The 14,060-nt window shown below is 67.1% G+C and carries 7 protein-coding genes; 3 read left to right on the top strand and 4 right to left on the bottom strand.

The features are described 5' to 3' along the window. Positions 1-63: 63 nt before the first annotated feature. Positions 64-1,290, top strand: coding sequence for a Vgb family protein (locus ACZ5EF_RS16225; RefSeq protein ID WP_464122347.1), 1,227 nt, complete (start codon positions 64-66; stop codon positions 1,288-1,290). Positions 1,291-1,472: 182 nt separating this feature from the next. Continuing rightward, positions 1,473-1,805, top strand: a complete 333-nt coding sequence (locus ACZ5EF_RS16220) for a DUF427 domain-containing protein (RefSeq protein WP_346061577.1) — start codon at positions 1,473-1,475, stop codon at positions 1,803-1,805. A gap of 305 nt (positions 1,806-2,110) precedes the next feature. Here ACZ5EF_RS16220 and ACZ5EF_RS16215 read toward each other — a convergent pair. Next, positions 2,111-3,128, bottom strand: a protein-coding gene (locus ACZ5EF_RS16215; protein ID WP_346061578.1) for an IS630 family transposase whose coding sequence is annotated in 2 segments (ribosomal slippage) — positions 2,111-2,737 and positions 2,739-3,128 — 1,017 coding nt in all. Because the reading frame shifts where the segments join, the coding sequence is not laid out codon by codon here. 329 nt (positions 3,129-3,457) lie between these two features. Here ACZ5EF_RS16215 and ACZ5EF_RS16210 point away from each other — a divergent pair. Further along, the gene (locus ACZ5EF_RS16210; RefSeq protein ID WP_346061579.1) at positions 3,458-3,940 is read left to right on the top strand and encodes a hypothetical protein; all 483 of its coding nucleotides are present in this window, start codon (positions 3,458-3,460) and stop codon (positions 3,938-3,940) included. Positions 3,941-4,164: 224 nt separating this feature from the next. Here ACZ5EF_RS16210 and recD read toward each other — a convergent pair whose 3' ends face one another. The 3 genes from recD to recC are packed head-to-tail and all read right to left on the bottom strand — an operon-like array spanning position 4,165 to position 14,056. Then, positions 4,165-6,591, bottom strand: coding sequence for an exodeoxyribonuclease V subunit alpha (gene recD, locus ACZ5EF_RS16205; protein ID WP_346061580.1), 2,427 nt, complete (start codon positions 6,589-6,591; stop codon positions 4,165-4,167). After that, complete coding sequence (gene recB, locus ACZ5EF_RS16200) at positions 6,588-10,397, bottom strand: exodeoxyribonuclease V subunit beta (protein ID WP_346061581.1); 3,810 nt, start codon at positions 10,395-10,397, stop codon at positions 6,588-6,590. The genes recD and recB overlap by 4 nt, the downstream gene beginning before the upstream one ends. After that, positions 10,394-14,056, bottom strand: a complete 3,663-nt coding sequence (recC, locus tag ACZ5EF_RS16195) for an exodeoxyribonuclease V subunit gamma (protein WP_346061582.1) — start codon at positions 14,054-14,056, stop codon at positions 10,394-10,396. The genes recB and recC overlap by 4 nt, the downstream gene beginning before the upstream one ends. Positions 14,057-14,060 lie beyond the last annotated feature (4 nt).

Here is a 14,060-nt window from a genome sequence, read left to right as displayed (position 1 = left end):
CTACGCTCAGATGACCCTGCCACCGCCGTGGACCACGACATGCCTCGCAAAATGTCCCGCATAATGCTGGGTCCCGTTTTCCTTACAACGGCACTCTGCCATGCCTCCGCCGCCCTCGCGCTGCCGGACGGTGATGGCCGGGAAACGGTCGAAACTGTCTGCGCTGCCTGCCACGGGGTGAACCTGATCGAGCGCAGCTCGGGATACTCCCGGGATGACTGGGAGTATCTCATCTCCACGATGGTCGACGTGTCGGGCGACTCGACGAGGCAGGATGACATCCTCGACTATCTGGCCGAGCACTTCCCGCCCAGCGAGAACCGGGCCGCGATGCCGGTCGATGGCCCGCTGACCATCCGCTTCGAAGAATGGAGGGTGCCCACGCCGGGGCAGCGCTCGCGCGATCCGGTCGAGGCGCCGGACGGTAGCATCTGGTGGGTGGGGCAGTGGAGGGACATCCTCGGCCGGATCGACCCCGAGACCGGCGAGATGGAGGAGTTCGCCTTGCCCTCGGGGGCGCGGCCCCACTCGGTCAACATCGGCCCCGACGGCGCGGCCTGGTACACCGGCAACCGCAACGCCACCCTGGGCCGATTCGACCCGCAAACGGGTGAGATTACCGAATATCCCATGCCCGACGAGGCCGCACGCGACCCGCATACCGCCGAGTTTGCGGCGAACGGTATCCTGTGGTTCAGCCTGCAGCAGAGCAACATGATCGGCCGGCTGGACCCGGCGACCGAAGAGGTGCGGCTGGTCACCAGCCCGCGTGAAGGCTCGCGTCCCTATGGCGTGAAGGTCGCCTCGGATGGCACGGTCTGGGTCGCCTGCAACGGGGCGAACTGTCTGCTGCGCGTCGACCCCGAATCGATGGCGGTGAGCGAGATCCCCCTGCCCGGGGCCGGCACCAGGGTGCGCAGGCTCGATATCGACGGAGACGGCATCATCTGGTGGGTCAATTCCGGGCTGGGCCGGCTGGGTCGCTACGATCCCGACACCGGCGATATTCAGGAATGGGACTCGCCCAGCGGCGCGAACTCCCATCCCTACGCGATCGCCGTGTTCGACGGGGCGGTCTGGTACAACGAAAGCGGCGTGCGGCCGGACATGCTGGTGCGCTTCGATCCTGACGCCGAGACCTTCCAGAGCTGGCCGATCCCCTCCGGACCGGTTTATGCCGGAATCCTGCGCCATATGCGCCCCACCCTCGATGGAGAAGCGCTGCTGATACACCAGAGTGCCACCAACCACATTGGCCGGGTGACCGTGGAGGGCCGTGGCCCGATGTAGCCGTGCTGTCGTTGCGGCAGCTGCGACAGACCCATCCTGCATGGGCCGGTATCACTGATGACCTGCGTCGCCATGGTCTTCGCCGCCACCCCGTCGTTTCCCTGCCTGGGACACAGCATCCTTCGGTGCTAGGCTGAATCTCATAACCATAACGACACCGCCACTACGCAAGGGATGCCCATATGGCAACGGATTCCTCGACACCCCGCATCACCCTGCACCCGCACTCCCGCCGGGTGCGCGTGGTTATCGACGGCACCTTGATCGCCGATACCACCCGCGCCATCGAACTCCGCGAACGTGGCTACCCGCCGCGCCAGTACCTGCCCCGCGACGATGTACAGATGGAGCTGCTGACCCCCTCCGAGACCCTGACCCACTGCCCCTTCAAGGGCGATGCCGTGTACTTCTCGTATGGCGAGCACCAGGATGTGGCCTGGAGTTATCAACAGCCGTTGGAGGGGATGGAGGAGCTTGCCGGACGGCTAGCGTTTTATAAGGGCGTGAGCGAATGACAGTATCGATCTAAAGCAGACATGGTGGCAAAGGCCGCCGTCATATCTAGAAATGAGATCTGTCCCCGATTGTTATTGCCAATCCGCCATATCATTGTGCTTCACTATTGCGAAAAAACTTATATTTTAACAACATCCCAAAGAATGGCGCATCACCCACCAAGATGCTATGCTAGCTTTTGGGGTCTGGAATAAAAGTAGCGAGGGGAAAATGACCAGTGATAAAAACTCAGGAATGATTCTGATAATTACATCAGCCTTCTCGATACCCATCTGGATACTGCTCTCATCAAACTACTAAGTGCCTATTCAAAATTAATCGCGCGATCAGATCCGTAGCCTCCAAGTAGGCGATAGACCTCGTTGCAGAGCCGATCAAACGAGAGGTACGCACTCAATGGTAGCCATGCATACTTCATCTGCCGCCACAGGATCTCAATCAGGTTCAGCTCCGGCGAGTAAGCAGATAAGTAGACCAGGTGCACACGATGCGACATCCACTCCACTATCTTCCGTCTGAAGTCCTTGGAGCGATGCATGCTGGCATTGTCGAGCACCACGACAGCGAAGGTATCGGGGTCTTTGTTGGCCACAAACTGGTCAAACGCTTCGATGACCGTTTCGGTCGTCACCGGTCCCGTGGTGGTGTGGTAGACCAGCTTCCCGGCTCGGCTGAGGAACCCCAGTACGTTCAGCCTTCGGCTATGGGAGTAGGCGGTCACCTCGCAGGGCTTACCGATGGGGCTCCACGCATATGGCACCGACGACGATTGTGAAAAGCCTGATTCATCAAAGTAATAGAGCTCGTGTTCGCCTTGGTCTTCCCGCTGGTGAAGCGCCTTGAGGAGGCCCTGAGTGTTGCGGAAATCCGTTTCGTCACGCCGTGCTTTCAGTGAATGCCGAATGCGCTTGAAGCTATGGCGATTTTTTTTTCAACGCCCGGCGAAGGGTCACCGTGCTGACCGTCTTGCCGGTCTCTTCTTGCAGGCGAGCCTGCAAGGATCGAATCTGATGAGGTTGCTCGGCGGCCAGCTCCTGCAGTCGCTGGTGGTCGTGTTCATCCAGGATCGGCGTGCGGCCACTGCGAGGTTTGTCGATGAGCCCGTCGAGTCCCGACGCCTCCCACTGTTTGAGCCATCGAGATACGGCATCGCGGCGAACCTGCAATATCCCACTGATTTGGTCGATGGTATGGCCTTGATCACTCAGCAGGATGGCGTGCGCACGCCGACGTAGGGCACGCTTCTCACCATGGTGATAGGCGGAGGTCAGCGTCTGCTGTTCAGACTCCGTGAGAGGGGCAACAAAGCGGCGCCTTGCCATGGGCTCATCCGTGCAGTGATCCAGACGCCGACACTACACGAAAATTTCCGATTAGGCACTTATCAGGGCGCGGGAGTTTTACCCAACCTCTACCACGCAATGGAGATAATAAATATAGATTTTTCTCGTCCATTCTTTCATGATACTTTTCTTTGTGATACATCAGGCTTCACGCCAGACTGCACAAGCCTCATAGTCAAAACCAAATATATGATCCTGCTTTCCATGGTAGTTATGTGCTATGGGGTTTTGGTTTACAAGGAACTCGTGCCATTCTCTGCTCTATTTAAATCCAAGCACGATAAGTCATCTGACGGGGAGAATGCCGAATGAGCGATAAAATCAACATCACAATAAAGAAATCTGGAGTCAGCTATGACGTTGAATTTCCAGATATCAGAATGGCTGAGTTGGAAAAGTTTCCCTACTCGGAGGTTTTTCTAAGAATCATATACAAAAGCTATGTCAGAAATATGCTTCATGGTTTGCCTGAAACCGAATTAATCAACCACCCCTACCATTCACTAGAATCGGTAATCGAGCGTGCGCTGCATATTAAAAAGTCTGATATTGATAATTGGATGGACTCTAAATGCTGGTCAGCAACTGACTTAAAAGATAAGTCAGATGAAGGGATAAAAAAACTAAAAGAATTGCTGTGGGAAAGGCGTAATCAATCCCGAGAAATAAAGGGCAGGCTTGCTGACCTAGTAGCATCTGTATCGGAAAGGAATGACCTTATAGGCGACATTCTATTTTCTGGGCTGACGCTAGACAGGCCACATGATGTGATAACTGCTCAAGATTTGTAGCATGTGATCGGCTTCACACGTTAGAAGGCCGTCAACAATGTGACGCTCGGTTCGAAAGTATAAGAATTCCCGTGACACTGGTGTAAGGGGGGTGTAAGTGCGGTCCGAAACGCTACTGTCACGGGGGCTTTCCGTTCCCAGGAGTCCAGCTCACCCGACTTCGACACTTCCAGCCCGATTTCAGGCCGAAAGCGGCATCTCTATTTCTGGAGGTGTCGGCTTATCTACAGCCTCCCCAACCCACTTACCCGCATCACTTCCCTGGTTACTGCTTCATCCAGCATCCCGCGGCCGGTTTCCACCAGGGTTAGCCAGTCTCTGGCACGAGTGATGCCGGTGTAGACCAGCTCCCGGGTGAGGATGGGGTTGGGAGCGTCGGGGAGCAGCAGGGCGGTGTGGGTGAATTCCGAGCCCTGGGACTTGTGTACCGTCATGGCGAAGACGGTTTCCACCGCCTGGAGGCGGCTGGGCAGCACCCACTTGATCTTGCCGCTGCCGTCGCTGGACGGGAAAGCGACCCGTAGCAGGGTCCTGCCTGGTGCCCGGGTATCGGGCAGCGCCAGGGTGATGCCGATATCGCCGTTCATCAGCCCCAGGCCGTAGTCGTTGCGGGTGACCAGCACCGGGCGGCCTTCGAACCAGCCCCGGTCGAGTTCCATATCGCTGGCATTGAGCCAGCCGGCGCGGCGCAGGGCGCGGCCGATGCGCGGGTTGAGGCCCTCGATACCCCAGGGGCCCTTGCGCAGGGCGCAGAGCAGTTGGAACTGGCCATGGGCCTCGAGCACGGCGCGGGCCCAGGCGTCGAAGGGCTGGCGCGCTTCGTCGTCGCCGAAAGCGGTGTCGGTCGGGCGATGGTCGCGCAGTACCGCCAGGTAGTGGCGGTAACCCAGCGGCGGGGCGATGGGATCGCCGCGCCGGTCGGTGCGGCCCTGGCCGCGCAGGGGGAAGCCGGCGGGGTTGCCCTCCACCACCAGCCTGTCGAGGCCCGCGTCCTCGGGGTCGCCGAGATGCAGCCGGGCCAGGTCCCGATAGCCAGCTTTTCCTTCTGCAGCGAATACCTCGCGCACGGCGCGGCGCTTCTCCTCGGCCAGGCGCTTGTCGGGCAGCGGGCGATTGACCGCCTCGGCGAGCCGGCCGATGCCGCTGGCGGCGTCGAAGCGGTGGCTGACCCTCAGCATGGCGATGGCCTGGTCCAGGGGCTGGCCCGGGGTGTTGTGATAGGTATCGCGGTAGTGCTCGGGTAGCGGGGTGCCGGTGGCGGCCTCCAGCCAGTCGGCGGTCTCGGGGGTGTAGTGGCCACCCTCGGCGCGCTGGCAGAGGTCGCCCAGCACGGCGCCAGCCTCCACGGAGGCGAGCTGGTCTTTGTCGCCGAGCAGCACCAAGCGGGCCCGGGCGGGCAGGGCGGTCAGCACCGCGGCCATCATCTCGATATCCACCATGGAGGCTTCGTCGATCACCAGCACGTCCAGCGCCAAGGGGTTGCCGGCGTGGTGGCGGAAGTGGCGGGTATCGGGGCGGGAGCCCAGCAGGCGGTGCAGGGTCGTCACCTCGGTGGGGATGGCCTCGCGCAGGGTCGAGATATCCACACCCTGTTGGCCCACCGCGCCGGCCAGCTCGGCCAGCGACAGCTTCTTGACCTGGCCGGCGATGGATTCGTTAAGGCGCGCGGCGGCCTTGCCGGTGGGGGCGGCCAGGCGGATGCGCAGCGCTCGGGCGCTGTCCGGCTCGGGGCGGCCCAGGGCCATGGCCTGGAGCAGGGCGAGCAGCTTGACCACGGTGGTGGTCTTGCCGGTGCCGGGGCCGCCGGTGATCACCGCGAAGGGGGAGCGGGCGGCCAGGGCGCAGGCGGCCTTCTGCCAGTCGAGGTCGCCGCTGGTGGGGAAGAGGGCGTCCAGGGCGGTGGCGAGGGTTTCAGTGTTGGTGGTGTCTTCTGGGCGCCTGGCGGCGCCATCGCTCGGCGAAGCCGAGCTCCCACGGGGGGCGTCGCTTGTGTTGTCGGTTGATTCGGGGCGCCTATCGGCGCCAATCGCCTGCTGAAGCAAGCTCCTACGGGGGGCCTGATCGGGTGCTGCGGTGTCTTCGGGGCGCCTATCGGCGCCAATCGCCTGCTGAAGCAGGCTCCTACTGGGGGTGGTGGCGTCCTCGGTGGTCAGTCGGGCGGCGATTTGTTGGCGGATCTGTTGTTCGTATTGCCAGTAGCGGCGCAGGTAGAGGCGCGGGCCGCGGGGGCCGGGGGCGTGGACCAGGGGCGTGCTGCCCGGCGCGTCGTTGGCGACCAGGCCGGGGTTGGCGAGGGCTCGCTGCCAGTCGTCGAGGGTCAGGCCGTCGAGCACCTCGCTGGGCAGCGGCGGCGGGTCGCTGAGGTCGTCGCCTTCCGGCGGCAGCGACAGGGCCAGGTCCGGGGCCTCCAGGGTGGCGGCCAGGTCGAGGCAGACGTGGCCGCGGCCCAGCTGGTGGCTGGCCAGGGCCGCGGCCAGCAGCAGCGGCGCCGGGGCCTCGGGCACCTCGCGGTGCAGGAAGCGCGCCAGGGCCCGGTCCAGGGCGCGCAGCCAGCCGCGTTCCACCCAGCGCGCCAGCAGGTCCATCAGCGCCGGCGTCTCCTCCAGGGCCGGATGCCGGGCCTCGGGCAGGTCGTCGAACAGGTCCTTCATGCGGAGGCCTCCGTGGCGTGAGTGGGCGCCGACTCGCCGCGAAACAGGGCGTCCAGGCCGTCGATCAGGGCCCGGGGCGGGCGCTCGGCGTAGATGCCGCGGCCCTCCGTGGCGGTGGCGGGGCCGATGCCGCGCAGGAAGACGGTCAGCGAGCCGCCGATATGGCGGTCGTAGTCGTAGTCCGGCAGGCGCGACTTGAGCAGCCGGTGCAGGGCCAGCAGGTAGAGGGCGGCCTGCAGGTCGTAGCGCTTGTCGGCCATGGCGTTGCGCATGGCCGCCTGGGTGTAGGCGTCGTCGTCCGGCCCCAGGTGGTTGGACTTCCAGTCGAGCACGTAATAGCGCCCGTCGCGTTCGAACACCAGGTCGATAAAGCCCTTGAGCATGCCGTTCAAGGTGTCGGCGTCGAGTGCCGGCCGCGGGGCCCCGGCCAGGGTGTAAGCGCTGACTTGGCGGTCCAGCGCCGGGGTGGCGACCCGGTGGGCGGCGAACCAGAACTCCATCTCCACCTGGTAGCTGGCCAGTTCCTCGAGGCGCAGCGGCGACGCCTCGGGCAGCGGCAGCGGCGTGGTCAGGAGCTCCCCCAGCCAGCCGTTGAGCGGGGCCAGCCAGGCGCCCCAGCCACGCAGCTGGGTGCGCCGGGCCAGCATATCCTCGCGCAGGGCGGCGTCCCGGGCGGCGCGGCCGAAGCCCTGCTCGCCGGCCCACTCCAGCAGGCCATGCAGGAAGGTGCCGGGGCCGGGACCGCGGGGGAAGCGGTGCAGGCGATGGGCCTGGGGCGGTAGCGTCGCGGCGCTGTCGCGGGGCTCGTCCATTACCTCGAAGGCGGTGGCCTCCAGGGGCGTGGTGGGCTCGGGCAGGATGGCCGCTTTGCCTGGCTCGGGAGGTAAGTCAGTGGTTACTGGGGCGCCGCTCTGCGCCGGGGCGGGGCTGGGCTCGAGGATGGCGCCGCTGGTGCGCAGCGCCGAGTAGCTGGCGATCCACCAGTGCTCCCGGGCCGGGCGTGCGGGCACCCGCGCCTCGCCCAGCTCGCCCTCGCCCTGGGCCGGGGCAAAGCACTCGGCGGTGGCCGGGGGCGCCGGCTCAATCACGATGGCGCCCTCGTCGCCCTTGAGGGCGGCCAGGGCCGCGCCGAGGTTCTCCGGGGTCAGCGCCTCGCCGTTGCTTAGCAGCTGGCCGAGGGCGCTGGCCTCCAGCCCCTTGAGGGGCGCGACCCCCAGCCAGGTGGCGTGGCGGGCCCGGGTCAGGGCCACATAGAGCTTGCGCAGGTCCTCGCCCAGGCGCTCCCGGTCGGCGATGGCCAGGGTCGCCTCGTCGGCGGCGAGGCTCAGGCGCAGCCGCCCCTCGGCGTCGTGCCAGCGCAGCGGCGAGTCGTCGGCCTTGGTGGCGCGGTGGTTGCCGATAAAGGGCAGGAACACCAGCGGATACTCCAGCCCCTTGGACTTGTGGATGGTGATTACCTGCACCAGGTCGGCGTCGCTCTCCAGGCGCAGCTTGTGGGCCTCGCCCTGGTCGTCCGGCTCGGCGATGGCCTCGGCCAGGAAGCGAATCAGCGCATGCTCGCCGTCCAGCTCCTGGCTGGCGTGCTGTAATAACTCGCCCAGATGCAGTAAGTCGGTGAGCCAGCGCTCACCCTCGCTGGAAGGCCCACCGGCCAATAGCCGGCCGGGCACCTCGAAGTCGTTCATCAGCCGGCGCAGCAGCGGCAGCACCCCCTGGCGCTGCCACAGGCGGTGGTAGTCGCGGAACTGCAGCACCCGGGCCTCCCAGGCCAGCTCGTCCTGTTGTAGGCGGTCGAGGGCGGCGAGATCCAGGCCCAGGCCGGGGGTGGCCAGGGCGGCGCGCAGCAGGCGTTCGTCGTCCGGGTCGGCACAGGCGCGCAGCCAGGCCTCGAGCTCCCCGGCCATGGGCGAGGCGAAGACCTTGTCCTTGTCGGAGAGGTAGACGCTCTTGATCCCGCGTCGGGCCAGGGCACGGCGGATCTCCCGGGCCTCGCCGATGCCGTTGACCAGCACCGCCATATCCGAGGGGGCCAGCGGCGCAAGATGCTCGCCGTCGTCGAAGCCCGCCGCGCCGCGCCGGCCCCGCTCCAGCAGGGCGACCATGTGTGAGGCGCAGCGCTCGGCCATCTCGCCCAGATAGGCGCCCTTGCCGAGGGGCTCGTCGGTGTCCAGCTGCCAGAGGGTCATGGCCGGCTGGGGCCGGCCATCGACCACCAGGGTGTCCTTGCGGCCCTTGGCCTTGACCGGGGTGAAGGGCACCGGATTGACGCTCGCTTCCTTGAACAGGAAGGCCCCGGCGGGGTGGGCCTCGGCGAATGCGAAGCAGCGGTTCACCGCGGCCACCATGGCGGCGCCGGAGCGGTAGTTGGTGCCCAGGGTGACGTGGCGGCCGGCGGTGTCGCGGCGGGCCTGGAGGTAGGTGTAGATATCGGCGCCGCGGAAGGCGTAGATCGCCTGCTTGGGATCGCCGATCAGGAAGACGCCGGTCTCCGACGAATTCTCGGCCAGGCGGTAGACCCGGTCGAAGATGCGGTACTGCACCGGGTCGGTGTCCTGGAACTCGTCCACCAGGGCCACCGGGAACTGCTGGCGAATGTGCTCGGCCAGGGCGTCGGCACCCGGGTCTGAGTGAGCCCGGGCGAGGGCTCGATCGAGATGCGTCAGCAGATCATTGGGGCCCATCTCGGCACGACGCTCCTGTTCGCGGGCCAGCCGCGCCCGGCACCACTGCACGGCATGAATCAGCAGGTCGGCATGGGGCTCGGGCAGGGCGTCCAGGACCGCGGGCAGCTCGGCCAGGGCCTCCCAGGCCGCCGGCACCGGGGGCGTGCCCTCCTTCCAGATCTCCGCCATGCCCTCCGGGGTCAGGCGCTTCCAGGCGGCGGCGGTCAGCGCCGGGCGGCTCGCCTCGCCCTCGCACCAGTCGCGCAGGGCCCCCAGCCAGGTGGCGCGGCTCTTGGCATTGAAGCTCTGGCCCTTGAAGGCCTTGCGCTTGGCGGCCTCCTCCAGGGCCGGGCCCAGCTCGTCCAGCCAGGCGGCCCAGGGCGCCTTGAGCTCGGCGAGGCGCGCCTCGCGCTCCGCCCGGGCCGCGGCCAGGGTCTCGGCGGGGGGCGGGGCCTGGTGATCCAGGGCATCGCTTTCGGGAAGCAGCGGGCGCACGGCGGCGTAGAGGGAGGCGCGGCCCTCGGTGGGGGCCTCCCAGTAGCGGGTGATCTCGGCCAGGGCCTCGGCGTCCAGCGGGTAGTAGAAGCTGCGCCAGTAGTCGCGCACCACCTCCTGCTCGAGCTCGCCCTGGTCGGTGGTCAGCTCCAGGGAGAAGAGGCTGCCGCTGTCGAAGGCGTGCTCCCGCAGCATGCGGTAGCACCAGCTATGGATGGTGGAGACGGCAGCCTCGTCCATCCACTCGGCGGCCAGTTGCAGGCGCCGGGCGCAGGCGGGCCAGGCCGCCGGGTCGTATTGGTCGCGAAGGGACAGCAGCAGCGGGTCGAATGGGGGACAGACCCCCATTTCGAAATGGGGGTCTGTCCCCCATTGGAAGACCTCCGCCGCTTCGACCAGGCGGGCGCGGATCCGCTCGCGTAGCTCCTGGGTGGCGGCGTTGGTAAAGGTCACCACCAGGATCTCCGGCGGGGTGAGGGCGCGGGGGAAGGCGGCCGCGTCCTCGGCGTGGCGGGCGCCCAGCACCAGGCGCACATAGAGCAGGGCGATGGTAAAGGTCTTGCCGGTACCGGCGCTGGCTTCGATCAATCGGCTGCCGTGGAGCGGAAAGGTCAGTGCATTCAGCTCGGTGGGCTGGCTATCACTCATTTGCCCTCTCCTCCCTCTTTATCCCCTTTTACTGCGAGATAGAGCGGCGCCAGCAGCCGCTCGGCAAGTGTTGGAAAATCTAGTGTGGCGACGTCGGGTCGCTTCTCCTTATTGGCCGGGGCGGCGGCCATCAGGGCGGCGAAGTCGGGCCAGCGGTGGGCGAGGTAGGCGTTGCGGTCCACCTCACCGCCGCTGAAGGCGTCGCCCTCGTAGGCCTTCCTCGCCTGCTGCCAGGCATCGCTGTCGGGACCGTTGTTCTCTTTCGAGCCATCGTGCTTGTCGACCTTGGCCAGCCAGGCGAAGGCGGTATCACAGGCCAGCGGCAGGGGCTCGCCCATCCCCGCCTGCCAGGCGTCGATCAGCTCGCCGAGGCGTTGCCGGGCGAGCGTGGCCTCCACGGGCGGCAGGGTCACGCTGCCGGCCTTGGAGAGCAGCCGGGTGGTCAGGGGTGCCTCCAGGTTGCCGGCCAGGTGAGCCACCCAGGGGCGCACCAACTGGGCCCAGCGGTACTTCTTCTGCTTGATCAGGCTGCTGCTGGAAAGCAGCAGGCGGCAGCGGTGGCCTTCGTCGTTGACGCGCAGTTGATCGAGCCAGTCCTCCAGGGGCGGGGTGGTGCGGGTGGGCAGCGCCAGGCGCACCGGCTCGGGCTCCTCCACCGGGTAGGGCCAGGCGTCGATCAACTCGGCGTACTCGGCGAACAGCGCCTCCATGGGCTCGGTGAGGCTCTCGCGCATGCGCTCGGCGAAGGCGCCCATGGCCAGTACCCCCTGGCCCTCCAGGCGCTGCAGGGCCTCATCCAGCGCCGCGATCCGCGGCTGGCTCGCATCCACGGCGCGGCGCTGGGCCTGGATCAGGGCGTCCTGCAGCTGCCAGTGGGTCAGGCCGTCGAGGGCGAAGGGCTCCTGGTCGAGGCTGGTCAGCTCCTCCCGCTCCAGGAAGACCCGGAGGCGGGTATTGAAGAAGGCCTTGGCCGGGTCGCGCAGAAAGCTTCCGAGCTGTATGAGCGTCAGTGGGTTCTCCTGCGCGAAGTCGCCCAGGGCCTGGGCGTCCGCCGTGGGAATCGCCTCGTTATGCACATCCCGCCACTCATGGGCATAGGTAAAGCGGCGCCGGGCCGAGGTATCCCGGGCCGCCTGCTGCGCCGGGGTGGGGAAGTAGTCGCGGCTAAAGGGCTGCAGCGGATGCTCGGTGGTCAGGGCGGCGAGCAGGTCGTCGCTTAGATCGTCGCCACTGTCTGTCTGCCAGCCGGCGGCCAGGTGGTCGCGCAGTTGGCCCACCAGCACCGAGGGGGGCTTCTCGGCGTTATCGACGATGCTGCGCCCCACCCAGCTGATATAGAGCTGGCGACGCGCCGAGAGCAGCGCCTCCAGGAAGAGGTAGCGGTCGTCCTCGCGGCGCGAGCGGTCGCCGGGGCGGTAGTCGCCGTGCATCAGGTCGATATCCAGCGGCGGCTGGCTGCGCGGGTAGTCGCCGTCGTTCATGCCCAGCAGGCAGACCCGCTGGAAGGGGATGGCGCGCATCGGCATCAGGGTGGCGAAGTTGACCGCCCCGGCCAGGAAGCGCTGGGAGAGGCTGTGCTCGTCGATCTGTCCCAGCCAGTGCTCGCGCACCACCGAAAGCGGCAGCTCCCGGCTCAGCCCCGCCTCCCGGGCGCTCTCCTGGAAGGTCTGCAGGCCCTGCTCCAGGCGCGCCAGCATCAGGCTATCGGCGGCCTCTTCGGCACTGAAGCAGGCCTCCAGCAGCTCGCGCAGCACCGCTACCCAGGCGTCCACGTCATGGGCCACGCGCAGCCGTTGCCACTGGGCCTCCAGGGTCTCCAGCAACTGCGCCAAGGGGCCGGCGAGGCCCGCCTCCAGGCCGCCGATATCGTCGTAGGGCTCGATGCCCTGCCAGGCGCCGCCGCCGTTGCCCACCGCATAGCCGAGCAGCAGCCGGCGCAGGCCGAAGGCCCAGGTGTTCTGGGTCAGGCCCTCGGGCAGGTCGAGGCTGCCGCGCTGGCGGGCGTCGAGCCCCCAGCGGATGCCGGCGCCCTCGATCCAGCGAGCGAGCGTCGGCAGGTCCGCCTCGTCGAGGCCGAAGCGGGCCCGCAGCGCCGGCACCTCCAGCAGGTCGAGCAGGTCGCTCACCGAGAAGCGCAGCTCCGGCAGGCGCAGCAGCTTCTCGAGGGCCACCATCAGCGGCAGCCGGTGGCGGTCGGCCTGGTCGGAGAGGGTAAAGGGGATATGCCGCGGGTCGTCCGATGGGTATTGGCCATGCCCGTATTGACCAAAGACCGCCTGGATATGCGGGGCGTAGTGGTCGATCTCCGGCACCATCACGATGATATCCCGGGGCCTGAGTTCGGGGTCGGCGCCGAAGGCGGCCAGCAGCTGGTCGTGGAGGATCTCCACCTCCCGCTGGGGGCCATGGGCGACGTGGAAGACCAGGGAGTCGTCCTCGGCCGGGTCCACCGCCGGCCAGGTGTCGCGGGTCTCGGCCAGCGGGCGCAGGGCGCGGATATCGTCCTGCAGCTGTTGCAGCAGCAGGCCCGGTGAGTCGTCCGGCACGCAGGGCTCGAAGAGGTCGATACGCAGCGCCTCGCCCTCGAAGAGCGACTGGTAGGCGCCGGCGTCGTCGTGCTCGTCGAGCAGGCGCAGGTAGTCGCGGCCCTGCTTGCCCCAGGCCGCCAGCAGCGGCTGGGCGTGCAGGTGCAGGGCGGCCTCGCCGTCTCCATCGCCGAGCACGTCGAGGCGCTCCGGCATGCCCGGCTTGCGCCGCTGGCGCCTTCGCGCCGCCCGCAACAGCTCCTTGTGCTCGATGATATCGGCCCAGTAGTGCTCGCAGGGGTTGTGCACGCAGAGCAGCACCTGGCTGACCCGGGCGATGGCGGCCAGGGCCTCCAGAGTCTGCTGGGGCAACGAGGAGATGCCGAAGACCACCACCCGGCGCGGCAGTCCGGGGGGGCGGTTGCTGGGAGTCAGTGATTCTGCAGCGGCGAGAAAGCGCCGGTGCACCCGGGCGCGGCTGGAGTCGATGCCGGCGCTGCCATGGGCGGCGTCCACGTCGGCGCACAGCGCCCGCCACAGCTCCGGCTGCCAGCGCTGGGCCTCCTCCAGGGGACGCGCCTCGCCGCGGGCCGAGATACGCACGTCCTGCCCCGCCGCCCAGGCGTCCAGCCAGTCGGCCCGGTAGACCTGGTACTGGTCGAAGAGGTCGGCCAGGCGCTCGGCCAGCTGGTGGTGCTTGCGCAGGTCGGCGTCGTCGGCCAAAAAGCGCGCCAGGGGCGCGAAGCTGGGCCTGTCCAGCAGCCCCGGCAGCAGGCGTAGCAGCCGCCACACCAGCCGCGACTTGTCCAGGGGCGAGGTGGCGGGCACCGCCTCCGGGTCGCCGGTGACATGGGTCAGCACGCTGCGATAGGCCTGCCACAGGAAGCGCGCCGGCAGGGTCACGTCGAGTGCGGCGGCGATGCCGGCGCCACCCTGGGGGGCGTCCTCGGCCAGCGCCAGCTTGAGCCACTGGCCGATGCCGTTGCTCTGCACCAGGATGGTCTCGTTCTCCAGCGGGCCGAGGGGGTGGCGGGTCATCCACTCCACCGCCAGGTGGCGCAGGGCCTCCAGGCGGTTGCCGTGGATCACCATAAAACCGGGGGAGAGGGCGGTCGTGGCGACGGCCGGGGACATGGGC

This window comes from Bisbaumannia salifodinae (assembly GCF_055388505.1).
Note: the sequence above shows the minus strand (reverse complement) of the source record. Positions and strands in the feature narration are given on the sequence as shown.